We start from the raw sequence: 25,893 nt of genomic DNA, 5'->3' as shown, positions 1-25,893 counted from the left end.
GCAACCGGAATATGCTAGATTAGCCGGCTGCAACCAACCTACCCATGCACACCATAGCGCAGCCGCCGAGCGGAGGGCTGACACCCCATGAGCGATGACATCACTAAGCGCGTGCCCAGCGGTGAGAAATTCCGCAACGAACGCGGAATGGCCGTGATCAAGGACGGCATCAAGCAGCGCAAGACGGTAGAAGAGCGTCCGGAAACCACCCGCAAGCCGCAGTGGCTACGCGCCCAGATTCCGGGCGGCGGCCGTTTCGAAGCGGTGAAGAAGAACGTCAACGAGCATCGTCTGAGCACCGTCTGCGCGGAATCCCACTGCCCCAACATGGGCGAATGCTGGAGTAACGGCACCGCCACCATCATGCTGATGGGCTCGGTGTGCACCCGCGCCTGCCGCTTCTGCGCCGTGGACACCGGCAATCCCCGCGGCTGGCTCGATGCCGAGGAGCCCGCCAACACGGCCAAGTCGGTCGAACTGATGGGGCTGCGCTACGTGGTGCTGACCTCGGTGGATCGCGACGACCTGCCCGACGGCGGCGCCGCCCACTATGCCGCCTGCATCCAGGCCATCAAGACCAACACGCCCCAGGTAGTGGTGGAAGCCCTGACCCCCGACTTCGACGGCGACCCAGCGGCCATCGAACGCGTGGTCGATTCCGGCCTTGAGGTGTTCGCCCAGAACGTCGAGACGGTCGAGCGGCTCACTCACTACGTGCGCGACCCGCGTGCCGGCTATCGCAAGACGCTCGACGTGCTGGCCCATGCCAAGCGCTACCGCCCCGACGTGCTGACCAAGACCAGCCTGATGCTGGGTCTCGGTGAGAGCGATGAGGAGATCCTCGCCACCTTCGACGACCTGCGCGCCATCGACGTGGACATCGTCACCCTCGGCCAATACCTGCGCCCCACCCGCAACCACCTGCCGGTGGAGCGCTGGGTCACGCCGGAAGAGTTCGAACGCTACCGTCGACTGGGTCTGGAAAAGGGCTTCATGGAGGTGGCCTCGGGGCCGCTGGTGCGCTCGAGCTATCGCGCCGACCGCGTATTCGAGAAGAACAACCTGGGTCTTGCCGCACCAGCCGCCGTACCTGGCCAGGCAACCGACCCCAACCGCATCGACGCAATCAACGTCGGCTGATAGGCAGGCAGGCGCGCAACTCTAGGCAGGCGCCTGCTCGGCATCGACCAGGCGCAGCGGGCGGCCCAGCCGCTGCGCAAGGCGCTCGGCGAGACGCATGCCGACCTGCGCGACCGTGGGGCAAGGCGTCGCCAGGTCGGCGACGCGGGTCATCGCCATGCCGGCATAACCACAGGGATTGATGCGTGAAAACGGCGCAAGGTCGCCATCCACGTTGAGTGCCACACCGTGAAAGCTGGCACCGCGCCGAATGCGCAGCCCCAGCGAGGCAATCTTGGCCTCGCCGACATAAACCCCGGGCGCATCGGCACGTGCCTGCGCCGTGATAGCGTAATCCGCCAGCACGCTAATCACCGCTTGCTCCAGCGCCGTGACCAGCTCGCGTACACCAAGCCCGCCCCGGCGTACATCCAGCAATGGGTAGAGCACCACCTGCCCCGGGCCGTGATAGGTCACCTGCCCGCCGCGATCGGTCAGCACGACCGGAATATCGCCCGGCATCAGCAAATGCTCTGGCTTACCGGCCTGCCCCTGGGTGAACACGGGCGGATGCTCCACCAGCCAGAACTGGTCGGGCGTGGCGCCGTCGCGCTGGTCGGTGAAGTCGCGCATGGCCTGCCAGACCGGCTCGTAAGGGCGCAGGCCCAGCCGGTGGAGCAGAATCGCGCCGTCGAGCTCAGGCATCACACCACCATGTGCACTCGGCCGGTGGCCTTGAGGTCCATGAAAAGCGCCTTGAGCTGCTCTTCGCCGGTAGCATAGAGCGTCAGCCGCACCGACTGGAAGCGGCCGTTGCGGCTATCGATCACCTCGATGGCGCTGGCGTCCAGGCCGGCATCGTAGCGGCTGACGATCTGGCACACGTGGGCGGCAAAGTCGTCGGCAGCGTTGCCGACCACCTTGATCGAATAGTGGCAGGGAAAGGTAATGGTCGGCGCCTGGCCTGGCGAAGGCGACGCGGACACCTGGCGCAGGTCGCGCAGCGTCTTGTCGGTCATGGCAGTATCGCCCCTGGAAAATATCCTAGTATTTTACTCAACCTTCCCCTGCCACCAAGGCGGCAGGGGAAAGTGATTCTGGCTGTCAGTTGAACCACCGGCCCAGCAGGCCGGAGAAGAACCGCCTTACCTGGTCGAATAGGCGCTTGACGAAGCCGCCCTCCTCGATCGTCTCCAGGGCGACCAGGGGCTGTTCACCCACCACCTCGTCGCCCAGGCGCACCTCGAGGGTGCCGACGCGCTGGCCCAGGCTGACCGGGGCGCGCAGGTCCTGGCGAATGTCGAGGCGTGCGCTCAGCTCGGCGTTGCGCGTACGCGGTACTGTCATGTGCACGTCATGGTCAACGCCGAGACGCAGCTCGTTCTTGTTGCCGCCCCACACGCGCGGGGTGTTGAGCACCGCACCCTGATCATAGAGCTTCAGGGTCTCGTAGTAGCGGAAGCCGTAGCTCAGCAGCTTCTGGGTCTCCTGCGCCCGCGCCTCTTCCGAGTTGGTACCCATGACTACCGAGATCAGGCGCATGCCATCGCGCTTGGCCGAGGCCACCAGGCCATAGCCCGCCTCGGTGGTCCAGCCGGTCTTAAGGCCATCTACGGTCGGGTCGCGCCACAGCAGGCGGTTGCGGTTGGGCTGGCGGATGTCGTTGTAGGTGAAGTAACGCTCCGAGTAGACCGCGTAGTGCTCGGGATAGTCGTTGATGATGTACTGCGACAGTAGGGCCATGTCGCGCGCCGAGGAGTACTGGTCGGGGTGCGGCAGGCCGGTGGCATTAGTAAAATTGGTGTTATGCAGCCCCAGCCTGGCGGCATGCTGGTTCATCAGGTCGGCGAAGGGGCCTTCGCCACCGGCCAGATGCTCGGCCACCGCGACGCTGGCGTCATTCCCCGAGGAGATGATGATGCCGTACAGCAGGTCGCGGATCGACACCTCGGTATTGACCTCGATGAACATCTTGGAGCCGCCGGTACGCCAGGCCTTCTCGCTGACGCGCACCATGTCGGTCAGGTTGATGTTGCCGCGGTCGAGCTCGCGCTCCACCAGGTAGGCGGTCATCAGCTTGGTCAGGCTGGCCGGCGGCAGACGCTCGTCGGAGTTGTGCTCGACCAGCACCCTGCCGCTGTCGGCGTCCATGAGAATCCACGACTTGGCGGCGATCTGCGGCGGCGCCGGAATCATGGGCTGCGGGGTGGGTATGGCCTGGGCAAGGGCCTGGCCGCCGACCAGCCACAGGCCGAGCAGCATGAGCGGGAAACACCGCAGGCGAACGAAACGGAACAGCACTCTCATGGGCATGAGTCTCATTGAAAGCTTCGAGATGGTCAGAGGAAAGGCGCCGATCAGTCGGCGCCATTGACGATAAAGGCCTGGTCGAATCCGGCGCGGCGCAGCTCATCGCGCGCCGCTCCAACCAGGCCGGCATGAGCCAGCGGCCCCACCTGCACCCGATACATGCCGGTAGCGCTTGCCACGCGCACGGGATGCGACAGTTCGCCCTGCAGCCGCGCCTGAAGCGCCCGGGCGTTGTCGGCCGAGCCCAGCGCCGCGATCTGCAGGAATACCGGGGCCGAAGCGTCCGTGCTGGCGGTGCCGGCAGGACTCGCCGACGCGGCACTTGCCACCGCCGGCTGTGCTTGAGCAGGCGCCGATTGGACCCGCGGAGCGGGCTTGGGTTCGCGCCACCGCGCCCATTTTCCGCCAGCCAGATTTCCGGATTGATCGCCTCCACCTTCACCGGCCCGGTGCCGCGCCCGAGGATATCCAGGCGCGCCGCCGCGGCGTAGGAGAGGTCGATCTCGCGGTCGTTGTGGAAGGGGCCACGGTCGTTGATGCGCACAATCACCGAGCGCCCGTTCTCCAGGCTGGTGACGCGCGCATAGGTTGGCAACGGCAGCGAACGGTGCGCTGCCGTCATTTTGTACATGTCGTAGATCTCGCCGTTGGACGTGGCGTAGCCGTGGAATTTCTCGCCATACCAGGAAGCCGTGCCCCGGCGCGCGTAGCCATTGGCGTCGGGCAGCACGTGGTAGGTCTTGCCCCAGACCTCGTAGGTCGAGCGGTTGCCCCCGCGGGAAGCGGCTCGATGCGGGGCACCGCATCGGGATTTGGCTGACGTCCGGCGGGTTCTGCGGGTAGGCATCGCCGCTCATGGCATAGCGACCACCTCCTGAACTCGCGGCTGAGGCCGCAGGTGCAGGCGCCGACGCATCGCGCGAACCGGAGCTCGACTGCGAGCCGCCGCCGGCACAGCCGGCCAACAGCGTCGCCATGGCAAAGGTCGCCCACAGCCGCTTCATGAGCTGGCCTCCTCGGCGTCGGCCGGCCCTTGCGCGGCAAGCGCCTCGATCTCCTCGGCCAGCTCGGTCACCGCCATGGCGTAGAGGTGGCTATGGTTGTAGCGCGTGATCACGTAGAAGTTCTGGTGGCCCACGCGATAGCGCCAGCTCGCCTCCGCCGTCTCCAGAGCCAGCGGGATCACCTGCTCGGTCTTGTCGAGGTTGGCGTCGACCTCGATCTGCGCGGTCGAAAGTTCGGCCAGGTCGACATAGGGCGGACGAGTGCGATTGAACTCGATCGCCTCCGGCGGCGCTTCGGGACCGCGGGCTTCGTGATAAATCGGCGCGCCCGGCTGCCAGCCGTGCACGGCGAAATAGTTGCCGACGCTGCCGATCGCATCCACCGGGTTGTTCCACAGGTCGCGGTAGCCGTCGTCATCGAAGTCGACCGCATAGGCGCGATAGCTGGTGGGAATGAACTGCGGATAGCCCATGGCGCCGGCATAGGAGCCCGTCAGGCTGCCCGGGTCGACTTCCTGCTCGTGGGTGATCTCGAGGAAGGCGGCGAGTTCGCCGCGAAAGAAGTTGCCGCGCACCGGGTGGTGAAACGCCAGGGTGGCAAGCGAGTCGATCACCCGATGGCGCCCGGTGAAGCGCCCGTAGCTGGTCTCGACGCCGATGATCGCCGCGATCATGGCGGCCGGCACGCCGAATTCCGCCTCGGCCCGCTCGAAGGCGTCGCGGTGCGCTTCGATGAAGGCAACGCCACGCTCGACGCGCTCGGGCTGGAGGAAGATCTCGCGATACTCGTCCCAGCGCAGCCGACGTTCCGCGGCTCCCTCCATGGCATCCAGCACCCCCTGCTGGAAGTGCGCGTCGCCCAGCGCCGCCTCCAGCCAGTCGCGTTCGATGCCGCGCTCCATCAGCTCGTCGAGCAGTTGCCCGGCGCCGGCGTGGCGCTCCGGATGGAAGTCCTCGGCCAGCGCAGCCGGCGCTCCCAGCAAGGCGACCGCCGACAGCATGGCAATAACGCCTCTTTTTCCTTTCACCGCGGCTGGCATCATGCGCTGCGCACTCCCTGACAGGCTCTCTCGGAAACCGGGACCACCGAAGGCTAGCGAGGCAGCAGCCGGCGGTGCCCGTGAATGGACATGAGAATACCGAAACCGGCCAGCAAGGTCACGCTGGAGGTCCCGCCGTAGCTGACCAGCGGCAGCGGCACGCCTACCACCGGCAGGATTCCGCTGACCATGCCGACGTTGACGAAGACATAGATGAAGAAAGTCAGGATGATGCTGCCCCCAGCAGCCTGCCGAAGGTGTCGTGTGCGGCGCCCGAGAGCCACAGCCCGCGGGCCACGATCATGAGGTAGAACACCAGCACCACCAGCATGCCGACCAGCCCGAACTCCTCGCCGAGTACCGCAACGATGAAGTCGGTATGGCGCTCGGGCAGGAACTCTAGCTGCGACTGTGTGCCCTGCAGCCAGCCCTTGCCCCACACGCCGCCGCTACCGATGGCGGTGGTCGACTGGATGATGTTCCAGCCCGCTCCCAGCGGGTCGTTTTCGGGATTCAGGAACGTGAGCACCCGCTGGCGCTGGTACTGGTGAAGATTCATCCACAACAGCGGCAGGGCCGACGCCGCTGCCACTGCCAGCACGGCGATGAAGCGCCAGGAAAGGCCCGCCAGCAGCACTACGAAGATCGCCGTGCTGGAGACCAGCAGCGAAGTGCCGAGGTCGGGCTGGCGCGCGATCAGCAGTACCGGCACACCGATCAGCACCGCACACACCAGCAGGTCGAGCAGCCGGGGCGGCAGCTGGCGGCGACTCAGCCACGCCGCGACCATCAGCGGCATCGCCAGCTTCATCAGCTCCGAGGGCTGGAAGCGCACCACCCCGGGAATGGTCAGCCAGCGCTTGGCCCCCATGCCCACGTCGCCCACCAGCTCCACCGCAATCAGCAGCAGCAGGCTGCCGCCATAGACGACCGGCGCCCAGCGCAGCAGCGTCGTCGGGGTGATCTGGGCCAGCGCCAGCATCACCGCAACCGCCACCAGGAAGCGCGTGCCTTGGGCGTACACGGCCTCGATGCGTTGGCCGCTGGCGCTATAGAGCACGCCCAGCCCGGCCACCAGCAATACCAGCAGCATGATCAGCAGCCAGGGTCCAGGTGCGTACGCTCCCAGAAACTCTTGCGACGCGAGATGCCGCCGTCCGGCGCCCGCACCGGCCGTCTGCGCAACCCTCTTGCCATCGGCGTCAATGCCATGATCAGTTCCCCGCCACGGAGCCGGTATCGTTTTCCATCGCCTCGAGCAGCTCCTCCACGTCGGGCGCACCTTCATCCAGCAGCCAGGCGTCGGTCATGGCGCGGGCCAGGTGGGCGGCATGGGTACTGCCGCCTCCGGCATTCTCTACGATCACCGAAACGGCGATCTGCGGGTCCTCCAGCGGGGCAAAGCCATGAACAGGGCGTGGTCTCGCAGCCGTTCGGCGAGCTGGTCGGCGTTGTAGCGCTGATCCTGTCCCAGCGAGAAGACCTGGGCGGTCCCCGACTTGCCGGCCATGCGGTATTCGAGCCCGACCCCGGTGCGCCGTGCAGTGCCCTCGTGGCCGGTCAGCACCTTCTCCATGCCGGAGAAGACCCTGTCCCACCACAGCGGGTTGCTTACGGTGATGTCGCGCTTGGTGCCCGGCAGCCGCTGCGGCACCTCGCGATCGCCGACGTGGCTGGCGAGCCGCGGCATCACCCATTCGCCGCGATTGGCCAGCACGGCGGTGGCCGTGGCGAGCTGCAGCGGGGTGACCTGCCAGTAGCCCTGGCCGATCCCGACCGACAGCGTCTCCCCGGGGAACCAGGACTGGCCGAAGCGGCCACGCTTCCACTCCCGCGACGGCATCAGCGCCTGGCTTTCGCCGAACACATCGTAGGCGACGCGTTGGCCGAAGCCAAAGGCGCTCATCTGCTCGTGCAGCCGATCGATGCCCATTTCGTGGGCCAGCGCATAGTAATAGGTGTTGTTGGACACCGCGATCGAGCGCTCCATGTCGACACGGCCATGCCCCCAGCGCAGCCAGTTGCGATAGCGGCGGCTGTCGTTGGGCAGTTGGTAAAACCCCGGGTCGTTGATGACACGATCCGGCGTGATTACCCCTTCCACCAGTCCCGCCAACGCCAGGAAGGGCTTGATGGTCGAACCAGGCGGGTAGTGGCCGCGAATCGCACGGTTGAACAACGGCAGGTCGAGGTCCTCCTGCAGCGCACGGTAGGAGGCGACATCGATGCCGGTGACGAACTGGTTGCTGTCGAAGCCCGGCGCCGAGACCATGGCAAGTATCTCGCCGGTCTTGGGCACGATGGCGACGATTGAACCGCGACGGCCATCGAGCAGCTCGTAGGCCAGGCTCTGCAGCCCCTTGTCCAGGGTCAGCCTCAGGTTCTGCCCGGGCACCGGGTCGGTGCGGCCCAGCTCGCGCAGCACCCGGCCGCGCGCGTTGGTTTCCACCTTACGCAACCCGGCCTGGCCATGCAGGACGTCCTCATAGAAGCGCTCCACGCCGGTCTTGCCGATGAAGTGCGTGCCGGCATAGCGACCGGGGTCGAGCGTCTTGAGCTCTTCGGCGTTGATGCGCCCGACATAGCCGAGCGCATGGGCCATGATGTGCGCGTCGGGATAGTAGCGCAGCAGCTGCGCTTCCACTTCGACACCCGGCAGCAGATGGCGATTCACGGCCAGGCGGGCGATCTGCGCTTCGTTGAGATCGCTCATCAGCAGCGACGGCTGGAACGGGCGCTGGCGCTGGCGCGAGCGCACACGAAAGGCCTCGGCCTCCTCGGGCGAGAGCTCCATCAGCCGCTCCAGCAGCGCCAGGGTGGCGTCGAGATCCTCGACCCGCTCACGGATCAGGGTCAGGTTGTAGGTAGGCCGGTTCTCGGCCAGCAGCACCCCGTTGCGATCGTGGATCAGCCCGCGGGTAGGCGGCAACGGCTCCACGCGCACGCGATTCTTCTCGGAACGGGTGCTGTATACCTCATGCTGAACGACCTGCAGGTAGACCAGCCGCCCCATGAGCAAGCCCGTCAACGTGACGATCAGAAAAGCGGCGAGGAACGCCCGAATGCGAAAGATCCGCAGCTCGTGCTCGGGGTTCTTGAGAGTCTCACGGCGTTGGCGCATGCCGGCAATGGTCTCGTTGTTGCATTACAGCGGAAGCCGCGGTCAGCGATGATAGGGGTGCCCCACCAGCAGGGTCCAGGCACGATAAAGCTGTTCGGCCAGCATGACCCGCACCAGCGGATGCGGCAGCGTGAGGGGCGACAGCGACCAGCGCCGCTCGGCGGCGCGGGACAGCTCGGGAGCCAGGCCATCCGGCCCGCCCACCAGCAGCGCCACGTCGCGCCCCGACAGTCGCCAGGCTTCGGCTTCCTGGCAAGCTGCTCGGTGCTCCAGGGCTTGCCCTGCACTTCCAGCGCCACGGTCAGCTCATCGCCCCGCAGGCGCTCGCGGATGCGCTGGGCCTCCAGCGCAATGGCCCGCGCCACATCGGCATTCTTGCCGCGCTGGCCGGGCGCGATCTCCTCGATCTCGAGGGTGAAATCGCGAGGAAGGCGCTTGCGATACTCCTCCACGCCCTCGTTGACCCAGGCAGGCATTCGCGTCCCCACCGCCAGCAGGCGGATCTTCATTGCCCGCCGTGCTCCTGCCGGAGTTCGCCGTCGCTGGGCAAGTCCGCCCACAGCCGCTCCAGGTCGTAGAGCTGGCGGGTTTCCGGAAGCATCACATGCACGACCACATCGCCCAGGTCGACCAGCACCCAGTCGGAGCCGGCCTGCCCTTCCACGCCCAGCGGCTGCAAGCCCGAAGCCTTGGCCTTCTCGACCACGTTGTTGGCCAGTGCCGCCACGTGTCGGGTGGAAGTACCGCTGGCGATGATCATCAGGTCGGTGACACTGGTCAGACGCGATACGTCGAGCAGCGACACGTCCTTGGCCTTGAGGTCATCCAGCGCCTCCATGACCAGAGTCTTGAGCGATTCGTTGTGCATAGCCCCTCTTGAGTGGGAAGTCGTGAACGGCGCCATTGTAGCGCCTCACGGCGTAGGAGGCAGCGCTCAGCGGGAAAGATATAGGCGTCGGTGGCGAATTCGTTGCTCGACCGCCTCCGGCAGCAGGTATCTCACGCTGCGACCCTCGGCCAGACGACGGCGCACTTCGGTCGCCGAGATGGCCATGCGCGTGGGCAAGGCGAGACGCAACACCGCCCCTGCCGGGCGCTCCATCATTTCTTCGGCAGTATCGACCTCACGTTCGGCGATCAGTTCGGCCAGGGCCGGCGAAAGCGGTGCGTCGAAGTCGGGGCGGTGGATCACCGCGAGGTGGGCCAGGGCGAACAGACGCTCGGGCCGGTGCCATTCAGCAAGCTTCAGGAAGGCATCGTGGCCAAGCGCCATGATCAGCCGCGCCGCGCCGCCCAGCTCCTCGCGCAGCGAGGCCAGGGTATCGACCGTGTAGGAGGGCCCGTCCCGGTCGAGCTCGCGCGGGTCAGCGACCAAGCCCGAGTGTCGCCGATGCCGAGCGCCAGCAGGGCCAGGCGCTCGGCGGGCGCCACGCTCGGCATACCCCGCAGCGGCGGCGAGGCGGCGGGAATCATGTGCACGCGATCCAGCGCCAACGCTTCTTGCAGCTCCACGGCACTGCGCAGGTGGCCCAGGTGAACCGGGTCGAAGGTACCACCGAGCACGCCGACCCGCAGCGGAGGCACCGCCTGGCTCACTGGCGCACCTGGCCGTCGCCGTACACCACGTACTTGCAGGTGGTCAGCCCCTCGAGCCCCACCGGGCCGCGCGCGTGCAGCTTGTCGGTGGAGATGCCGATCTCCGCACCCAGGCCATACTCGAAGCCGTCGGCGAAGCGGGTCGAGGCGTTGACCATCACCGAGCTGGAATCCACCTCGGCCATGAACCGGCGCGCCAGACCGTAGTGCTCGGTGACGATGGCGTCGGTGTGGTGCGAACCGTAGCGCTCGATGTGCTCGATGGCGGCATCGATGCCATCCACCACCCGCAGCGCCAGCACCGGCGCCAGGTACTCGGCGCACCAGTCCTCCTCGGTCGCGGCAACGATGCCGGGCAGGATATCGCACGACCGCGCGCAACCTCGCAGCTCCACCTGATGCTCCGCACAGGCGGCTGCCAGGCGGGGCAGCAGCGCCTCGGCCACCGGGGCGTCGATCAGTAACGTTTCCATGGTGTTGCAGGTGCCGTAGCGCTGCGTCTTGGCGTTGACGGCAATGGCCAGCGCCTTGTCGGGGTCGGCGGTGGCATCGATATAGACATGACAGACGCCGTCCAGATGCTTGATCACCGGCACGCGCGCTTCGCGCGAGATGCGTTCGATCAGCGACTTGCCACCGCGCGGGATAATCACGTCGACATACTGGGGCAGGGTGATAAGCCGCCCCACCGCCGCACGGTCGGTGGTCGCCACGACCTGCACCGCCGCTTCGGGCAGGCCGGCCTGGAGCAGCCCCTGGCGAATGCACTCGGCGATGGCGGCATTCGAGTCGCGCGCCTCGGACCCGCCGCGCAGGATGCAGGCATTGCCCGACTTGAGGCACAGGCTGGCCGCCTCCATCGTCACGTTGGGACGCGATTCGTAGATGATGCCGATCACCCCGAGCGGCACCCTCATCTTGCCGACCTGAATTCCGCTCGGCCGCGAGCGCAGCCCGTCGACCTCACCCACGGGGTCGGGCAGTGCCGCCACCTGATGCAGCCCTTCGATCATGGCGTCGAGGCGCTTGTCGTCGAGCGCCAGGCGGTCCAGCAGGGCGGCATCCAGGCCGCTGTCGCGGCCGCGCGCCAGGTCGCGTGCGTTGGCCTCCAGCACGCCCTGGCGGCCCTGGGCAAGCTGCTCGGCCATTGCCAGCAAGGCGGCATTCTTGTCGCCCGTGGTGGCTTTGCGCATTGCCGATGCAGCACCGCGCGCAGCCTGTCCCAGCCGGGTCATGTACGCATCGACGTCGGCAACGGCGGAGGAGGGTTCGGTTCGGGAAGCGTGGGCAGACATGATAATGAGACTCCTGAGCCGCCGCGCCTTAGCGCGCTTCGGACGTTATACTGGGGCAACTACGAAACGGAGCACGGCATACCTTGCATGCAGGAAGGCAGCTACCCTTGCCGAGGCCTAACGCCTCAGCGACAGGGCTGCAGCCCAATGCCGCAACGAGTACGCTCGCGCTCGTCGCCAAGGCCGTGTTCCAGGTCGAAACCCCTAGATAGTAAGGCACCATGCAGAGCATGTACAAAGTCAGGCTGATGCGCCTGAACCTGCTGGCCGCTGCCGTGTTGCTCATGCTGCTCGCGCTGCGCACCGAACCGCTGAGCCACGCGCTGCTGCTGTGGCTGGCGGCGGCCTGGCTTGCCGTGACGGCCGGGCTCATCGAATTCAGCCACCGGCGCCCCGCCACCCTGCCCTGGCAGCTGCTGCCGAGCCTGCTGCTGACCGGCATGCTGGTTTCCGCCCCGGAGCAGCATGCGCTGTGGCTGTGGGTATGGCCGGCACTGCTGATGCTGCCCCAGCCGGGCTGGCTGCTGCTCTTCAGCATGGCGCTGGCGGGGCTGTCGTGGTGGTCGCTGGCGGCGCTGCTGGGCTTCGAGCAGACGCTCTTCTCCGGCCTGGTACTGCTCACGCTGATGCTGGTCGGCCTGGCTCGCAACCGCCAGCTTCAGCCCTGGGAGGCCACCCGCCGGGCCAGGGTGCGCCTTGCTCCGGGCCTGCCGCTGTGGAGCGCGCAGCAGCTGGCCGAAGACCTCAATCGCGAAGGGTGCGCTGCCGGCGCGAGGAAGTGCACGGCGAGCTGATGCTGCTGCAGGTGCCGCGCCATCAGCTGTGGCCCATGGCCCGCTTGCTGTGCCGACTCATCCATGGCTTCGAGAGCTGCTACCGTCTGGATCATCGCACCCTGGCGGCACTGCTGCTCAGTCGTGACGAGGAGCAGGCAACCCAGCGTCGCCACTCGCTGCTGAAGGCGCTCAATCAGCCGGTGAAGCTCCGCTTCGCCACGCTCGAGGAAGCCGGCTCCATCGAGGCGCTGAGGCGACGCTTCGAACGCCAGCAGGAGCGCCTGGCGATCGAGCCGGAGCCTGCCCATGGATAGCAAGTGGCTGGCCAAGCGTTTCTCCCTTGCCCTGGCCGCCTGCGCAGCCCTGCTCGCCGGCGCCGCCGTGTGGCACTACCTGATGGGCAACTACGATCGCATCCTGCTGCCCTCGGCCCTCGCCCTGTTGCTGCTGATCGCCAGCCTGCTGCGCGCCGCCAGCAGCCAGGTGCGGCTTTCGGGCTACCTTGCCCTGATCGCCGGCTACCTGATGCTGGCGCTGGAGCTGCCGCAACTGGAAGAGGGCGCGCCCACCTGGGTCGGCCTGGCTCCGCTGCTGACGGTACTGCTGCTGCCGCCCGCCCCGGCGATCCTGCTCAATCTTGCCCTGGCACCGATCTGGCTGATGCTGGTGGGCGACGACTCCTGACGTCCTCGCTGGCACTCGGCTACCTGGCCATGGTAGTGGTAACGGCACTGATTCCTGGGAGCAGCAGCGCCAGCAGGCGCTGCTGAAAGCCACCGACCCGCGCGACCCGCAGTGCGACGCAGTGAACCGCACCACTCTTCACGAGCGGCTGGCCAGCGAGTTCCAGCGCACCCAACTGCTGCACCAGCCGCTCAGCGTGATCGTGATTCATTTGCCACAATTGGAGATGGCCACGGAACAATTTGGCCCTCGCGCCCATCAAGGACTGCTGGATGCCCTGTGCCGCACGACTCGCCATCGCACTCGCCATCATGACTTTCTCGGGCGCCAGGGGCCGGCCACCTTCTGGCTGGTGCTGCCTAGCACCGGCCAGAGCGGCGCACAGATGGTGCAGGGACGCCTCGAAGAGGCCTTTCATCGCACGGTGCTGGTCGATACCGGCCGACTGCAAGCCGTCACTGGCCTGTGCCAGCGGCTAGCAGGCGAAAGCTGGTCACGCTTCGAACAGCGGCTGCTGGCCACCACGCGCAGGCTCACGGAGTCGTGACCCGCACTGAGCGCCCGACACCATCCATCAAGGAGTCGCTGCTTGAACCTGGCCGACACCCTCTATCAGCTTTCACCCTCGCCGGAAATGCTGCTCTTGATCATCGCGGCCATCGCGCTGATCGAGTCGCTGGCGCTGGTCGGGCTGCTGCTGCCCGGCGTGATTTTGATCACCGCCACCGCCTCGCTGGCCGGCCATCAGGACGTGGCCATCACTGCCCTGCTGCTGGCCGCCTTCATCGGCGCCGTGCTGGGCGACGGCCTGAGCTTCCTACTCGGCTATACCCAGCGCGAACGGGTCACCCGCCTATGGCCCTTCTCGCGCCATCCCGAGTGGCTGGCCCGTGGCGCCCGGTTCTTCCACCGCTACGGCACCCTGTCGGTCTTCTTCGGCCGCTTCGTCGGCCCGGTACGCCCCATTGTTCCCTTGATTGCCGGCATGCTGAGGATGTCGCCACGCGCCTTCCTGTGGGCCAACCTGGCCTCGGCGGCGCTGTGGGCTCCCGCCTATATCCTGCCAGGCTACCTGCTGGGCCAGACCTGGCAGCAACTCGTCACCCTGCCGCCCGGCGTGGATGAAGCGCTGATCGCCCTGGCAGTGGCGCTGGTGGTACTCGCAGTGGTCTTTTCGTGGCTGCGACAGCAGGCCGGGCGCTCCGGGCGGCTCTATCGGCTGCTGGCGAAGGGAGCGCGCCTTCATCCGGTCATGCGGCGGTTCTGGCTGGCGGAGAGCAGCAAGGGCCAGCGCGAGGTACCGCTGGCCACCTGGCTACTGCTGATCTTCTCGCTGGGGGCACTCTCGGCGCTGACCATCGGCGTGATCCGGCAGGCCGGCCCTTCGCACTGGACCTGCAGGTCCACGCCATGTTCGATCAGCTGCTGATTCCCTCCTGACCCAGGTCGGCCAAGTGATGGCGCGCATCGGCGACACCTACGGCGTGGTGGCGCTGGTACTGCCCTGGGGAGCTTGGCTGCTGCTACGGCGCCATTACGCCGCCTTCCTGCATATTGGCGCCGGGCTTGGCGCCATCGCGCTGCTCAATACGCTCGGCAAGGCACTGATAGGACGGCCGCGCCCGGACACGCCGGACTACCTCACCGGCTCGCTCGCCTTCCCCAGCGCCCATGCCTCCACCGCCGTGGTGCTCTACGGCCTGGCGGCCGCGTTCGTTGCGCCGGAACTACCCAGCCGCTACCGCTTCTGGGCCTACTGGGTGGCCATCGCGCTGGCCTTTCCCATGGCGATCTCGCGCCTGGTGATCGGCGTGCATTGGCTAAGCGACCTGGTCGGCGGGGCACTGATGGGGCTGGTGGTCTGTGCCCTGGTGCGCCTGGCCTGGCAGCGGCGGCACCGACCCGCGCTGACGCCGTGCCCGTGGCTGCTGCTGAGCGCCGCCTCGCTGGTGCTGGTGTCGGCACGCGTCGCCTGGCTACCCCCGGTCTGACGGCCAGGCGCTCGGCCGGGTCAGCCGAGCGCCAGCCACACCCCGACACCGAGCATCAGCGTCCCGGCGATGCGGTTGAGCAGCCGCACGTTGCCGCTTTCGCCCAGCGCGCGACGCAGCCCCGGCCTCCGGCGGCGTAGAGCAGCAGGCTGAGGAACTCGATGGCCAGGATCACGCCGATCAGCACGCTCAGCTGGCCCGTGAGCGGGCGCGAGGCGTCCAGGAACGGCGGCAGCAGCGCCACGAAGAAGGCCCACCCCTTGGGGTTGGCCACGGCAGTGACGAACCCCTGCAGGACAAGCTGCCCGCGCGAGGCCGGCGCCAGCTCGACGTTCTCCAGCGGAATCGCCATGCGCCCGCGCGAGCGCCACATCATCACCCCGAGATAGCCGAGATAGGCGCCCCCTACCCACTTGAACAGAGCAAACAGCTCAGGCTGGCGCAGCATCAGGGTAGCCACGCCGGCCCCGGCAGCAACGGCCACCAATCCCACGCCGACAAGCTCGCCGGCCATCATCCACAGGGTGCGCCGCACCCCTAGGTCATGCCCAGCACCATCGCCAGGGTCATGCACATGCCCGGCGTCAGCGAGACGAACAGGAAGGTCGGTACGAAGACCGACAGCAGCGACAGCTTGATCATGCGATGGATTCTCGTCTTATGCTCACAGCCAGCCTGGGGAACAGTCACACAGCCGGAGATCGCCGCTTAGCCTGCGGGCATGGGGTGACCGGAAGATGACGACCCGCTCATTCGCCCCAGCGCGGCATCAGTCGATGCTCGATGCCGAGCTGGTTGAGGATGCGGGCAACGATGAAGTCGACGAGGTCATCGACGCTGGCAGGACGATGGTAGAAGCCCGGCGCCGCCGGCAGGATCACCGCGCCCAGCCGGCTGAGTGTGAGCATGTGCTCGAGATGGATGGCCGAGAGCGGCGTCTCGCGCGGCACCAGGATGAGCTGGCGGCGCTCCTTGAGTGCCACGTCGGCGGCGCGCTCGATCAGGTTGTTGCTGGCGCCAGTGGCTACCGCCGACAGCGTGCCGGTGCTGCAGGGACAGATCACCATGGCCGAGGAGGCGCCCGACCCCGATGCCACCGGCGCCATCCAATCCTCTCGCCCGAAGCAGCGGATCTGGCCCGCCGCCGCACCGCAGCGCTCACCGAGGGCCGCCGCAAGGCGCTCGGGCCGAGCCGGCAGGGCCGCATCGGTCTCGGTATCGATGACCAGGTGGGCGGCCTTGGAGATCATCACCCACACCTCATGGCCGGCGGCCACCAGCGCCTCGATCAGGCGCAAACCGTACTGGGCGCCGGAAGCGCCGGTGAGCGCCACCGTGACAGGCGCGCCGAACGTAGACTCAGCCATGCGCCACCTCGAGCGCCGCCAGCAACTTCTCGTGGATACCGCCGAAGCCGCCGTTCGACATCACCACGATGCGGTCCAGCGGTCGCGCCTCGGCGGCCAGTGCCGCCACCAGTGCGTCGATGTCACGTTCCAGGCGTGCCGGCACCGGGCTGGCCTCCGTCACCGCTTCGAGCGACCAGTCGAGGCCCGGCGGCTGGTACCAGTACGCCAGGTCGGCGGCGGCCGTGCTCGCCGACAGACGCTCGCGCAGAGTGCCCAGGCGCATGGTATTGGAGCGCGGCTCGATCACCGCCAGCAGCCGACCACGCGGCGTGGCGGCGCGCAGCCCCTCCAGGGTGGCGGCAAAGGCCGTGGGATGGTGGGCGAAGTCGTCGATGACCTGGATTCCAGCCACTTCGCCGCGCACCTCCTGGCGTCGGCGCGGCGTCTCGAAGCGCGCCAGGGCCGCACAGCCACGCGCCAGGTCGACTCCGCAGGCATGCGCCGCGGCCAGCGCCGCCAGGGCGTTGCGGGCGTTGTGTACTCCGGTCAGCGACCAGTCGACCACGGCATCCTCGTCGGCGTCTCCCTGCTGGTGGATGACCCGGAAGCGCGAGGCATCCTCGCGCTCCAGCTCGACTCGCCAGGGCGACTGCACAGCGCTGCCGAAGCGCACGACGGGGCTCCAGCAGCCCTGCTCCAGCACCCGCTCGAGCGCGGGCTCGCCATCGGCAACCAACAGTCTGCCGCGGCCCGGCACGGTGCGTACGAGATGATGAAACTGACGCTCGATCGCGGCCAAGTCAGGAAAGATATCCGCATGATCGTATTCGAGATTGTTCAGAACGGCGATTTCCGGCCGGTAGTGAACGAACTTCGAGCGCTTGTCGAAGAAGGCCGTGTCGTACTCGTCGGCCTCGACCACGAAGGGCGCCCCGGGGTCGCCGAGCCGGGCCGACACACCGAAGTTGCGCGGCACGCCGCCGATGAGAAAGCCCGGCGCCAGCCCGGCCGATTCGAGCAGCCAGGCGGCCAGGCTCGCGGTGGTGGTCTTGCCGTGGGTGCCGGCCACGGCGATCACCCGCCTGCCCGGCAGCACCTGCTCGGCCAGCCACTGCGGCCCGGAGGTGTAGGGAAGCCCGAGGTCGAGCACCGCCTCCACCTCTGCATTGCCCCGCGACAGTGCGTTGCCGATCACCACCAGGTCCGGGCGCGGCGTCAGGTTGTCCGCTGCGTAGCCCTCCAGCAGGCGGATGCCGGCCTCCTCGAGCTGCGTGCTCATGGGCGGGTAGACCTGCGTGTCCGAGCCCGTCACCTCGTGCCCCAGCTCACGTGCCAGCAGCGCCAGGCTGCCCATGAAAGTGCCGCAGATACCGAGTATATGAAGGTGCATGACGCCTCAGACCTATCGCTGGTGAATCCGTGGAATCGCCCGTGGCGAGCGAATTCGGCAGCCTAGCACGGCCCCATGCCGCTCTCCAGCGGCGTGCAGGTTCGTACGGTTTCGTCTAGAATAATTCGCCTTTTGGAAAAGCTGAAACGGACCTTTCCCCGCACGATACCAGGAGCACGCAAGCCCAATGGCCCAGCATAACGCCTTCTATGCCCAGTCCGGTGGCGTCACCGCCGTGATCAACGCCAGCGCCTGCGGCGTGATCGAAGCCTGCCGTCAACACGCCGATCACATCGGCAAGGTGTATGCCGGACACAACGGCATCATTGGCGCCCTGACCGAGGACCTGATCGACGTGAGCCAGGAGTCGGACGAAGCGATCGCCGCCCTGCGCCACACGCCCGGCGGCGCCTTCGGCTCCTGCCGCTACAAGCTCAAGGACATCGAGAGCCATCGTGCCCAGTACGAACGCCTGATCGAGGTGTTCAAGGCCCACGACATCCGCTATTTCTTCTACAACGGCGGCGGCGACGGTGCCGACACCTGCCTCAAGGTGTCGCAGCTGTCCGAGAAGATGGGCTATCCGCTGACGGCGATCCACGTACCCAAGACCGTCGACAACGACCTGCCGATCACCGACAACTCACCGGGCTTCGGCAGCGTGGCGAAGTACATCGCCACCTCCACCCTGGAAGCCTCGCTGGACATCGCCTCCATGTGCGCCACTTCCACCAAGGTGTTCGTGCTCGAGGTCATGGGCCGCCATGCCGGCTGGATCGCCGCCGCGGGCGCCCTGGCGGGCGAGGGCGAAGGCGAGCCGCCGCATCTGGTGATCTTCCCCGAAGTACCGTTCGAGCGCAGCAAGGTAATGGCACGGGTCGAGGAGTGCGTGCAGAAGTATGGCTACTGCGTGATCGTGGTCTCCGAAGGCGCTCGCTACGAGGACGGCACCTTCCTCGCCGATTCGGGCAACACCGACGCCTTCGGCCACCGCCAGCTGGGCGGCGTGGCACCCACGCTGGCCGGCATGGTCAAGCAGGACCTTGGCTACAAGTACCACTGGGCCGTGGCCGACTACCTGCAGCGCGCCGCGCGCCACCTGGCATCGCGCACCGACGTCGAGCAGGCCTACGCCGTGGGCCAGTACGCGGTGGAGCTGGCCGTGGCCGGCAAGAACGCCATGATGCCGGCCATCAAGCGCGTCAGCGACACGCCCTATGCGTGGCGCATCGAGGCGGCTCCGCTCTCCGAGGTGGCCAACCGCGAGAAGTTCATGCCGAGCGAATACATCCGCGACGATGGCTTCGGCATCACCGAGGCCTGCCGCCAGTACCTGTCCCCGCTGATCCAGGGCGAGGACTTCCTCCCTTCGTCAACGGCCTGCCCAAGGTGGCCCAGCTCAAGCTGGCCAAGGTGGAGCGCCGCCTGCCGGAGTTCAAGCTCTAGGCTTCGCACGGCCGGCCACGCGCTGTCAGCCCTGCAAAAACGTGAAGTCCCGGCCCAGGCCGGGACTTCGCATTTTGACCGGACCGTCTCGGCCAAGAGTCCAGGCTAGCTCAGCGCAGCAGCCATGAGAGCACTAGCAACAGCAGCAGGATGCCGGCAATACCCTGCCAGAAATTGGCCGGTTCGCGCAGCCAGCGGCGCTTCGTCGCCCTGCCCTGCGCCTCCCTTCCATCGTGGTGACGCAGCGCATACAGAAACTCGGACATGCGGCGGTAGCGCAGCGAGCGCTGCGGGTCCAGCGCCCGGCGCAGCGCGTCGTCCAGCAGCGGTGTTACCTCCGGGTTGACCTGCCGGGCGCTGCGATAGCTGAGCCGCTCGATATCGGTATGGCTGCGCAGCTGATCCGGCGTCAGCGCGTAGGGCAGTTCGCCGGTGAACAGCCAATAGATGGTCGACGCCAGCGAGTACTGGTCGCTGCGCCGCCCCACGCTGTCGTTCAGCGCGTACTCAGGGGCGCTGTGCTCGCTCAGGCCCACTTGCCGCGCGAGCTCGCGGGAGCGTCGATGGCCGTCCAGGTCGCGCATATGGCAGGCGCTGAAATCGGTCAGCACCACCTGACCATGCGCATCAATCAAGATGTTCTCAGGATGGATGCGCTGGTGCAGCAGGTCACGATGATGCAGGGCCTGGACTGCCTTGCCGAGCTGCACGGCGATATCGAGCCGCTGGGCCAGGTTGGCCTGGGGATGGCGCCGTGCCCACTCCGCCAGGGTGATGCCTTCCACGTAGACCATCAGGTAATAAAGGAAGCGACGCGGGCGCGAAGGCTCCATCACCCTCACCACGAAGGGCGACTTGACCCGCTCCACTACCCACTGCTGGAGCAGGAAGTGCTCGAGATAGGCGTTGCGGTTGGAGAGCTCGGGGCTTGGCGCCTTCATCACCATCTCGCGCTCGGTGTGGGTATCGCGGACCCGATAGACCCGTGACTGGGCAGTACGTGAGAGCACCTCCTGCACCTCTAGGCCATCGATCCGCTCGCCCGGCGACAGCTCGGGGGAATCGGCAGGTCGCCGTAGATGCGCCCCGGGTGGTCGCTCTCTTCGCCGGGCAACTGGTCGATCCGGACCAGCTGAAAGCAGAACTGCTCGCCGCCGTAGCCGCGCTCCTGGGCCCGCTCCCTGGCGGCCGAGGCCAGCCGCTCACAGGCCGCGTCGAGGTCGCTGGCATCCTGGCGGATCAGCTGCACGTAGTCCGATGGCATCAGGGTACCGCGCACCGCCTGGGTGGTGAACAGGAAGATGTCGCCCTGCTTAAGCGGCGTGCGCACGTAATCGATATCGATGCTGCCATCGAGTCCCAGCGCCCGCGAGGGTAGCGATAGCCGCCCAGGTCAGTGATGTGGTCGCGGGTGAGCTGTTCGAACTCGGCGCCACGCAGGCGGAAGACCAGGGTATCGCCCATGTGGAACAGGTGCGCTTCGCGACCTCGGTAAACCATGGCGGAGAGCGACGCCACGTAACTGCCATCCTCGACGAAGGTACTCTGGCTATAGCACCAGCCGTTGAGTGCTCGCAATACCCGGGTGGCGGAGGTCTTAACGTCCCAGTGGTCGGGTGTGGAAAAATAGTCTGCCAGAAACCCGCGCACGCTGAGGTCGCCTGCCTGCTTGGCGATGGCGTTGCGCGAACTGGTGTCACTGATCAGCGCGCACGCGCCGCTTGGCGACGAGCTGCCCGGGCTGCTCGGGAATGCGCAACGACATCGAACTGCGGTGGCGTCGGCGATCCGGCGCCACGAAAGCCTGGCCGACGCTCAGTGACAACGGGATGGATGACAAGTCGCGCTCCTTGGAAACGGGATCCGGGGCCCTTTTGGCGGCCGGGTGGCTGTCCTGGCCGCTTGCGCTCGCCATGATACACATTTGCCCCCGCCGCGACCTGTCAACGAAAGCCCTAGGCAACCGCCACGCGCTTCCTCTCGCCCCTCACCTATGTCGCATTGGTAATCCCCAGGCCGTGTCCGTATAATTCGGCGCATTTGAAGCCAACGCCCCGTGCCGAACGCCTTTTCCGCCAAACGAAGGAAGCGATAATGAACTTCGATCACATCCCCGCCGGCAAGGAACTGCCCAACGACGTGTACGTCGCGATCGAGATCCCCGCGAACCACACGCCGATCAAGTACGAGATCGACAAGGACATGGGTGCCCTCCTGGTCGACCGCTTCATGGCCACGCCAATGTTCTACCCGGCCAACTATGGCTTCATCCCGCACACCCTGGCCGACGACGGCGACCCCTCGACGCCCTCGTGGTCACGCCATTCCCGGTTCAGGCCGGCAGCGTCATTCGTGCACGCCCGGTCGGCATTCTCAACATGACCGACGAGGCTGGTGAAGACGCCAAGCTGGTGTGCGTGCCCCACGCCAAGCTGACCACCCTGTATGACAACATTCAGGATGTCACCGACCTGCCGGAACTGCTGCGCCAGCAGATCGCCCACTTCTTCGAGAACTACAAGGATCTCGAGAAGGGCAAGTGGGTGAAGGTCGAGTCGTGGGAAGGCGCCGAAGCCGCCCGCAAGGCGATCGAAAAGGCCGTGGCCGCTTACGACAAGGCGTAACCACGCCGCGCCAAGGTATTGTGAACGGGTCGCCCAGGGCGGCCCGTTCTGCGTTTTACTCCAAGGTTCTTGCCCTGGATCATGGGTGGGGCAAGGCAACGCCGCCGACCGCTGCCCTCACGGTTTTACCGCCACGCGCACTGAGGTATGTTAAGGGAACATCGCCCCAGCCAGGGCGAGTGGAACCGAGCCCCTCGAAGCGAGTCACAATGACGCCTGTCTACGTTGCGAGAAAGACGACTGCGATGCCTATCCGCCACCCCCTCTGCCGCCTGCTCCTGCTGCTCTGCCTGCTGGCGCCTGCCCTGGCCCATGCCCAGTGGTTCTCGTCCTCTTCCGGCAGCCAGAGCGACTTCCTGCCGGTGATGGAAGCCTTCCAGCCCAGCGCCTGGCACGACGGCGAGACCCTGTATATCGGCTTCGAGAATGCCGAGGGCTACTACTTGTATCGTCACCAGCTCGGCGTCGAGAGCCGCGACGATGCCTTCGAGGTCGGCGAGCCGGAGATCCCCGCGGGCGAGTTCAAGAGCGACGAGTTCCTCGGCGACGTCTACGTCTTCTACGACCGCGTGGTCTTCGAAGCACCGCTGCAAGGCAGTGCCGAAGGCCCGCTGGACATCACGGTACGTTTCCAGGGCTGCGCCGATGCGGGGCTGTGCTACCCGCCGGAGCGGGTCGAACTCCAGGCGCCCGCCAGCGCCATGCCGGCTACCTTCGTCGGCTGGCGTGACGGCAACGGCTCGGGCGGAAGTGCCGTCACCACGGCTGCCGCCGCCCCGCCCGCCCTGCAAAGCCAGGACGGCCGCTTCAGCAGCCTGATCGGCGAGGCCAGCCTGCCCATGATCCTCGGCCTGTTCCTCCTCGCCGGGCTGGGCCTGACCTTCACCCCTGCGTGCTGCCGATGGTGCCGATCCTGTCGTCGATCATCGTCGGCCAGAATCCGACACGACCGCGCGCCTTCGCCCTTTCCGCCAGCTATGTGGCTGGCATGTCGCTGACCTACGCCCTGGTCGGCGTGCTGATGGGCCTGTTCGGCGCCGGCCTCAACCTGCAGGCGCATCTGCAGTCGGCCCCGGTGCTGATCGTCTTCGCCCTGCTCTTCACGCTCTTCGCGCTGGCCATGTTCGGTACCTTCGACCTGCGCCTGTCGCCACGCCTGGCGGGGCGCGTCGACGCCTGGCAGGCGCGCGCCCAGCGCAGCGGCCCCTGGGTCTAGCCGGTGCCGGTTCGCTGTCGGTGCTGGTGGTCTCTCCCTGCGTCTCGGCACCGCTGGCCGGCGCTCTGGTGTTCATCTCCTCTACCGGCGATGCCATGATGGGCGGCGCCGCCCTGCTGGCACTGGGCCTCGGCATGGGCGTGCCGCTGCTGCTGGTCGGCACCTTCGGCGCCACGGCCCTGCCGCGCAGCGGCGCCTGGATGAACGGGGTCAAGATCGCCTTCGGCATTCTGCTGCTGGGCGTCGCCGTGTGGCTGATCGAACGGCTGCTTCCCGCCTCCGTCAGCCTGCTGCTATGGGCCGCCCTGGCCATCGGCAGCGCCCTGGCGCTAGGCGCCCTCTCGCTCAATCAGGCTCAGGGCTGGCCGCGGGTACGCCAGGCCGGCGGCCTGCTGTTGCTGGCCTGGGGCATCGCCCTGGTGTTCGGCGCCGCCATGGGCGGCAGCGACCCGCTGCGTCCGCTGGCCTCTCTGTCCAGCGGCTCGGGTACCGTCGAGGCGCGCCCCGTCACCACCGTGGCCGATCTCGAAGGGCTGCGCAGCGAGCTGCGCGCGCGCTCGTCCCAGGGCCAACCGGCCTTCGTTCACTTCACCGCCGACTGGTGCATCTCCTGCAAGCAGATGGAGCGTCAGGTCTATCCCGACCCCCGGGTCGCCGAGCCCCTGGCGCAGTTCGCCCAGATCTACGTCGACGTCACCCGTACGGACAGTGCGACCCGCGAGATTCTCGACCACTTCGGCCTGTTCGGCCCGCCGAGCCTGCTATTCTTCAGCGGGGAAGAAGAGGTTCGCGAGGCGCGCATCCAAGGTGAGGTGCGGGCGGGCGAACTCGCCAGCCACCTGCAGGACCTGCTCGACTGGCTCGAAGGCCAGGCTTCCGCCCCTGAGGCTTCCTGATCCCGCATGACGTAGCCGAACGCCGTTCGACCAGCTGGACATCCCCGGCGATTTTAGGCACACTCCGCCAACAACGCTCTTTGAGGCCGATAGCGTCGGCAATGTTCACCATCTTGCCGCGATCTATCGAAAGTTGGCTTGGGTTAACAGCGCCCTTGCCAGCGCCATTTACCCACCGGTCGAGACTCAACATGGATATCCGTAAGGTCAAGAAGCTGATCGAGCTGCTCGAAGAATCCAACATCAGCGAAATCGAGATTCAGGAAGGCGAAGAGTCGGTGCGTATCAGCCGCCACCCCAATGGGGTGAGCTGGCCACAGCCCGCCATGCAGATGCCGTACGCCCAGCCTGCGGCACCCATGCCGGCCGCTGTCGCTCCCGGCGCCGAGCCCGCCCAGGAAGCCGCCGCGGCGCATCAGGGCCACGCCCTGACCTCGCCGATGGTCGGCACCTTCTACCGCAGCCCGGCCCCGGGTCCAAGGCGTTCGTCGAAGTGGGCCAGAGCGTCAGAAAGGGCGAGACGGTGTGCATCGTCGAAGCCATGAAGATGATGAACCAGATCGAGGCCGATCGTGACGGCGTGATCGCGGCGATCCTGGTCGAGGACGGCGAGCCGGTCGAGTACGACCAGCCAATGCTCATCATTTCCTGATCTTTCACTCGACACTGGCGGACTCCCTATGCTGGACAAGGTTCTCATCGCCAACCGCGGCGAGATTGCCCTGCGTATCCTGCGCGCCTGCAAGGAACTGGGTATCAAGACCGTTGCGGTTCACTCCAAGGCCGATCGCGAGCTGATGCACGTGCGCCTGGCCGACGAGGCCGTGTGCATCGGGCCGGCCCCTCGGCCCAGTCCTATCTCAACATCCCGGCGCTAATCAGCGCGGCAGAAGTCACCGATTCGAGCGCCATCCACCCCGGCTACGGTTTTCTCTCCGAGAACGCCAACTTCGCCGAGCAGGTGGAACGCTCCGGCTTCGTTTTCATCGGCCCGCGGGCCGACACCATCCGCCTGATGGGCGACAAGGTCAGCGCCATCGAGGCCATGAAGAAGGCCGGGGTACCGACCGTGCCCGGCTCCGATGGCCCGCTAGGCGACGACGAGGCCGAGAACATGGCCATTGCCCGGCGCATCGGCTATCCGGTGATCATCAAGGCCGCCGCCGGCGGCGGCGGGCGCGGCATGCGCGTGGTGCACACCGAGGGCCACCTGCTGTCTGCCATCACCGTGACCCGCACCGAGGCCCATGCCGCCTTCGGCGACGGCACGGTGTACATGGAGAAGTTTCTCGAGCGTCCACGCCACGTCGAGGTACAGGTGCTGGCCGACGGCCAGGGCAACGCCATTCATCTCTACGACCGCGACTGCTCGCTGCAGCGCCGGCACCAGAAGGTGCTCGAAGAGGCGCCTGCCCCCGGTATCGACCCTGAGGCCCGCGCCAACGTGCTGGAAGCCTGTCGCCAGGCCTGCATCGAGATCGACTACCGTGGCGCCGGTACCTTCGAGTTTCTCTACGAAGATGGCAACTTCTTCTTCATCGAGATGAATACCCGTGTCCAGGTGGAGCATCCGGTCACCGAGATGGTCACCGGCGTAGACATCGTGCGCGAACAGCTGCGCATCGCCTCGGGCCTGCCGCTGTCCATTCGCCAGGAGGACGTCAAACTTAACGGCCATGCGTTCGAATGCCGCATCAACGCCGAGGATGCCCGCACCTTCCTGCCGTCGCCGGGCAAGGTGACCCTTTACCACCCGCCGGGCGGCCTAGGCGTGCGCATGGACTCCCACCTCTACACCGGCTATACCGTGCCGCCCCACTATGACTCGCTGATCGGCAAGCTCATCACCTGGGGCGACAGCCGCGAGATCGCCCTGACGCGCATGCGCAACGGGCTCGACGAGCTGCTGGTGGAAGGCATCAAAACCAACATCGACCTGCACAAGGACCTGGTCCGCGACGGCCATTTCCAGCAGGGCGGCATCAACATTCACTATCTGGAGAAGAAGCTCGCCTCCTGAGCGGGTTCTCTCACCA

Annotated in this window: 16 protein-coding genes and 12 pseudogenes; 12 read left to right on the top strand and 16 right to left on the bottom strand. The window is 66.9% G+C overall.

Annotated elements, in window-relative coordinates; all coding sequences use genetic code 11:
• Nucleotides 1-87: 87 nt before the first annotated feature.
• Complete coding sequence (gene lipA, locus ACUDAL_RS05000) at nucleotides 88-1,140, top strand: lipoyl synthase (RefSeq protein WP_444677327.1); 1,053 nt, start codon at nucleotides 88-90, stop codon at nucleotides 1,138-1,140.
• Nucleotides 1,141-1,161: 21 nt separating this feature from the next.
• On the opposite strand, the gene lipB is transcribed toward lipA, so the two are convergent.
• The 12 genes and pseudogenes from lipB to ACUDAL_RS04940 all read right to left on the bottom strand — a co-directional run bounded on the left by lipB (nucleotide 1,162) and on the right by ACUDAL_RS04940 (nucleotide 11,485).
• Nucleotides 1,162-1,824 carry a lipoyl(octanoyl) transferase LipB gene (gene lipB / locus ACUDAL_RS04995; protein ID WP_444677326.1) on the bottom strand — a complete coding sequence of 221 codons (663 nt, stop codon included), beginning with the start codon at nucleotides 1,822-1,824 and terminating at the stop codon, nucleotides 1,162-1,164.
• Nucleotides 1,824-2,138 (bottom strand): HP0495 family protein, encoded by a 315-nt coding sequence (locus ACUDAL_RS04990; protein ID WP_444677325.1) that lies wholly within the window; start codon nucleotides 2,136-2,138, stop codon nucleotides 1,824-1,826. The genes lipB and ACUDAL_RS04990 overlap by 1 nt, the downstream gene beginning before the upstream one ends.
• Before the next feature lie 85 nt (nucleotides 2,139-2,223).
• Entirely contained in the window at nucleotides 2,224-3,381 is a 1,158-nt protein-coding gene (locus ACUDAL_RS04985; protein ID WP_444679313.1) for a D-alanyl-D-alanine carboxypeptidase family protein, read from the bottom strand.
• Nucleotides 3,382-3,476: 95 nt separating this feature from the next.
• Nucleotides 3,477-3,758 carry an SPOR domain-containing protein gene (locus ACUDAL_RS04980; protein WP_444677324.1) on the bottom strand — a complete coding sequence of 94 codons (282 nt, stop codon included), beginning with the start codon at nucleotides 3,756-3,758 and terminating at the stop codon, nucleotides 3,477-3,479.
• Between the two features lie 152 nt (nucleotides 3,759-3,910).
• Nucleotides 3,911-4,276: pseudogene (locus ACUDAL_RS04975) on the bottom strand (septal ring lytic transglycosylase RlpA family protein); the annotation flags it as partial.
• 153 nt (nucleotides 4,277-4,429) lie between these two features.
• The gene (gene mltB, locus ACUDAL_RS04970) at nucleotides 4,430-5,434 is read right to left on the bottom strand and encodes a lytic murein transglycosylase B (protein ID WP_444677323.1); all 1,005 of its coding nucleotides are present in this window, start codon (nucleotides 5,432-5,434) and stop codon (nucleotides 4,430-4,432) included.
• 92 nt (nucleotides 5,435-5,526) lie between these two features.
• Nucleotides 5,527-6,670 (bottom strand): annotated as a pseudogene (gene rodA / locus ACUDAL_RS04965) (rod shape-determining protein RodA).
• A gap of 17 nt (nucleotides 6,671-6,687) precedes the next feature.
• Nucleotides 6,688-8,594: pseudogene (mrdA, locus tag ACUDAL_RS04960) on the bottom strand (penicillin-binding protein 2).
• A 42-nt stretch (nucleotides 8,595-8,636) separates the two neighbouring features.
• Nucleotides 8,637-9,070, bottom strand: a pseudogene (gene rlmH / locus ACUDAL_RS04955) (23S rRNA (pseudouridine(1915)-N(3))-methyltransferase RlmH).
• A gap of 29 nt (nucleotides 9,071-9,099) precedes the next feature.
• Complete coding sequence (rsfS, locus tag ACUDAL_RS04950) at nucleotides 9,100-9,462, bottom strand: ribosome silencing factor (RefSeq protein ID WP_444677322.1); 363 nt, start codon at nucleotides 9,460-9,462, stop codon at nucleotides 9,100-9,102.
• Between the two features lie 66 nt (nucleotides 9,463-9,528).
• Nucleotides 9,529-10,190 (bottom strand): annotated as a pseudogene (gene nadD / locus ACUDAL_RS04945) (nicotinate-nucleotide adenylyltransferase).
• The gene (locus ACUDAL_RS04940; protein ID WP_444677321.1) at nucleotides 10,187-11,485 is read right to left on the bottom strand and encodes a glutamate-5-semialdehyde dehydrogenase; all 1,299 of its coding nucleotides are present in this window, start codon (nucleotides 11,483-11,485) and stop codon (nucleotides 10,187-10,189) included. Before ACUDAL_RS04940 ends, nadD begins: the two are co-directional and overlap by 4 nt.
• 230 nt (nucleotides 11,486-11,715) lie before the next feature.
• Between ACUDAL_RS04940 and ACUDAL_RS04935 the strand changes: the two genes are divergently transcribed.
• The 6 genes from ACUDAL_RS04935 (at nucleotide 11,716) to ACUDAL_RS04910 (ending at nucleotide 14,936) form a co-directional block, all read left to right on the top strand.
• Complete coding sequence (locus ACUDAL_RS04935; RefSeq protein ID WP_444677320.1) at nucleotides 11,716-12,279, top strand: hypothetical protein; 564 nt, start codon at nucleotides 11,716-11,718, stop codon at nucleotides 12,277-12,279.
• Nucleotides 12,264-12,575, top strand: a complete 312-nt coding sequence (locus tag ACUDAL_RS04930) for a hypothetical protein (RefSeq protein WP_444677319.1) — start codon at nucleotides 12,264-12,266, stop codon at nucleotides 12,573-12,575. Before ACUDAL_RS04935 ends, ACUDAL_RS04930 begins: the two co-directional genes overlap by 16 nt.
• The gene (locus ACUDAL_RS04925) at nucleotides 12,568-12,945 is read left to right on the top strand and encodes a hypothetical protein (RefSeq protein ID WP_444677318.1); all 378 of its coding nucleotides are present in this window, start codon (nucleotides 12,568-12,570) and stop codon (nucleotides 12,943-12,945) included. Before ACUDAL_RS04930 ends, ACUDAL_RS04925 begins: the two co-directional genes overlap by 8 nt.
• 79 nt (nucleotides 12,946-13,024) lie before the next feature.
• Nucleotides 13,025-13,492, top strand: a complete 468-nt coding sequence (locus tag ACUDAL_RS04920) for a diguanylate cyclase domain-containing protein (protein WP_444679312.1) — start codon at nucleotides 13,025-13,027, stop codon at nucleotides 13,490-13,492.
• Between the two features lie 42 nt (nucleotides 13,493-13,534).
• The gene (locus ACUDAL_RS04915; protein WP_444677317.1) at nucleotides 13,535-14,374 is read left to right on the top strand and encodes a DedA family protein; all 840 of its coding nucleotides are present in this window, start codon (nucleotides 13,535-13,537) and stop codon (nucleotides 14,372-14,374) included.
• Nucleotides 14,375-14,402: 28 nt separating this feature from the next.
• On the top strand, nucleotides 14,403-14,936 hold the full coding sequence (locus tag ACUDAL_RS04910; protein ID WP_444677316.1) for a phosphatase PAP2 family protein: 534 nt from the start codon (nucleotides 14,403-14,405) through the stop codon (nucleotides 14,934-14,936).
• 20 nt (nucleotides 14,937-14,956) lie between these two features.
• Here ACUDAL_RS04910 and ACUDAL_RS04905 read toward each other — a convergent pair.
• The 3 genes and pseudogenes from ACUDAL_RS04905 to mpl all read right to left on the bottom strand — a co-directional run bounded on the left by ACUDAL_RS04905 (nucleotide 14,957) and on the right by mpl (nucleotide 17,675).
• Nucleotides 14,957-15,578, bottom strand: a pseudogene (locus ACUDAL_RS04905) (LysE family translocator).
• A 107-nt stretch (nucleotides 15,579-15,685) separates the two neighbouring features.
• A complete protein-coding gene (locus ACUDAL_RS04900; protein WP_444677315.1) occupies nucleotides 15,686-16,303 on the bottom strand; it encodes a flavin prenyltransferase UbiX in 618 nt (205 codons plus the stop codon).
• Nucleotides 16,296-17,675: a UDP-N-acetylmuramate:L-alanyl-gamma-D-glutamyl-meso-diaminopimelate ligase gene (mpl, locus tag ACUDAL_RS04895; RefSeq protein ID WP_444677314.1), complete on the bottom strand. Its 1,380-nt coding sequence runs from the start codon at nucleotides 17,673-17,675 to the stop codon at nucleotides 16,296-16,298. Before mpl ends, ACUDAL_RS04900 begins: the two co-directional genes overlap by 8 nt.
• 187 nt (nucleotides 17,676-17,862) lie before the next feature.
• Between mpl and ACUDAL_RS04890 the strand changes: the two are divergent.
• Nucleotides 17,863-19,121, top strand: a pseudogene (locus tag ACUDAL_RS04890) (6-phosphofructokinase).
• A gap of 110 nt (nucleotides 19,122-19,231) precedes the next feature.
• Here ACUDAL_RS04890 and ACUDAL_RS04885 read toward each other — a convergent pair.
• Nucleotides 19,232-20,886, bottom strand: a pseudogene (locus ACUDAL_RS04885) (protein kinase domain-containing protein).
• 329 nt (nucleotides 20,887-21,215) lie between these two features.
• On the opposite strand from ACUDAL_RS04885, the pseudogene ppa reads away from it, so the two are divergent.
• The 4 pseudogenes from ppa (at nucleotide 21,216) to accC (ending at nucleotide 25,877) form a co-directional block, all read left to right on the top strand.
• Nucleotides 21,216-21,745 (top strand): annotated as a pseudogene (gene ppa, locus ACUDAL_RS04880) (inorganic diphosphatase).
• Between the two features lie 245 nt (nucleotides 21,746-21,990).
• Nucleotides 21,991-23,857 (top strand): annotated as a pseudogene (gene dsbD / locus ACUDAL_RS04875) (protein-disulfide reductase DsbD).
• Between the two features lie 191 nt (nucleotides 23,858-24,048).
• A pseudogene (gene accB, locus ACUDAL_RS04870) lies at nucleotides 24,049-24,509 on the top strand (acetyl-CoA carboxylase biotin carboxyl carrier protein).
• A gap of 28 nt (nucleotides 24,510-24,537) precedes the next feature.
• A pseudogene (gene accC, locus ACUDAL_RS04865) lies at nucleotides 24,538-25,877 on the top strand (acetyl-CoA carboxylase biotin carboxylase subunit).
• Nucleotides 25,878-25,893 lie beyond the last annotated feature (16 nt).

This window comes from Halomonas sp. E19, assembly GCF_052439355.1.
In the GTDB taxonomy this organism is placed as follows: domain Bacteria; phylum Pseudomonadota; class Gammaproteobacteria; order Pseudomonadales; family Halomonadaceae; genus Halomonas.
This window is presented reverse-complemented; position numbering and strand designations above follow the sequence as displayed.

Excerpts from the sequence above, each read along its gene's own strand:
- lipB (WP_444677326.1), bottom strand. The coding sequence starts at position 1,824 with ATGCCTGAGCTCGACGGCGCGATTCTGCTCCACCGGCTGGGCCTGCGC.
- ACUDAL_RS04900 (WP_444677315.1), bottom strand. The coding sequence starts at position 16,303 with ATGGCTGAGTCTACGTTCGGCGCGCCTGTCACGGTGGCGCTCACCGGC.
- mltB (WP_444677323.1), bottom strand. The coding sequence starts at position 5,434 with ATGCTGTCGGCGGTCGCCTTGCTGGGAGCGCCGGCTGCGCTGGCCGAG.
- ACUDAL_RS04985 (WP_444679313.1), bottom strand. The coding sequence starts at position 3,381 with ATGCTGCTCGGCCTGTGGCTGGTCGGCGGCCAGGCCCTTGCCCAGGCC.
- ACUDAL_RS04935 (WP_444677320.1), top strand. The coding sequence starts at position 11,716 with ATGTACAAAGTCAGGCTGATGCGCCTGAACCTGCTGGCCGCTGCCGTG.
- mpl (WP_444677314.1), bottom strand. The coding sequence starts at position 17,675 with ATGCACCTTCATATACTCGGTATCTGCGGCACTTTCATGGGCAGCCTG.
- ACUDAL_RS04910 (WP_444677316.1), top strand. The coding sequence starts at position 14,403 with ATGGCGCGCATCGGCGACACCTACGGCGTGGTGGCGCTGGTACTGCCC.
- ACUDAL_RS04925 (WP_444677318.1), top strand. The coding sequence starts at position 12,568 with ATGGATAGCAAGTGGCTGGCCAAGCGTTTCTCCCTTGCCCTGGCCGCC.
- rsfS (WP_444677322.1), bottom strand. The coding sequence starts at position 9,462 with ATGCACAACGAATCGCTCAAGACTCTGGTCATGGAGGCGCTGGATGAC.
- ACUDAL_RS04990 (WP_444677325.1), bottom strand. The coding sequence starts at position 2,138 with ATGACCGACAAGACGCTGCGCGACCTGCGCCAGGTGTCCGCGTCGCCT.
- ACUDAL_RS04940 (WP_444677321.1), bottom strand. The coding sequence starts at position 11,485 with ATGTCTGCCCACGCTTCCCGAACCGAACCCTCCTCCGCCGTTGCCGAC.
- lipA (WP_444677327.1), top strand. The coding sequence starts at position 88 with ATGAGCGATGACATCACTAAGCGCGTGCCCAGCGGTGAGAAATTCCGC.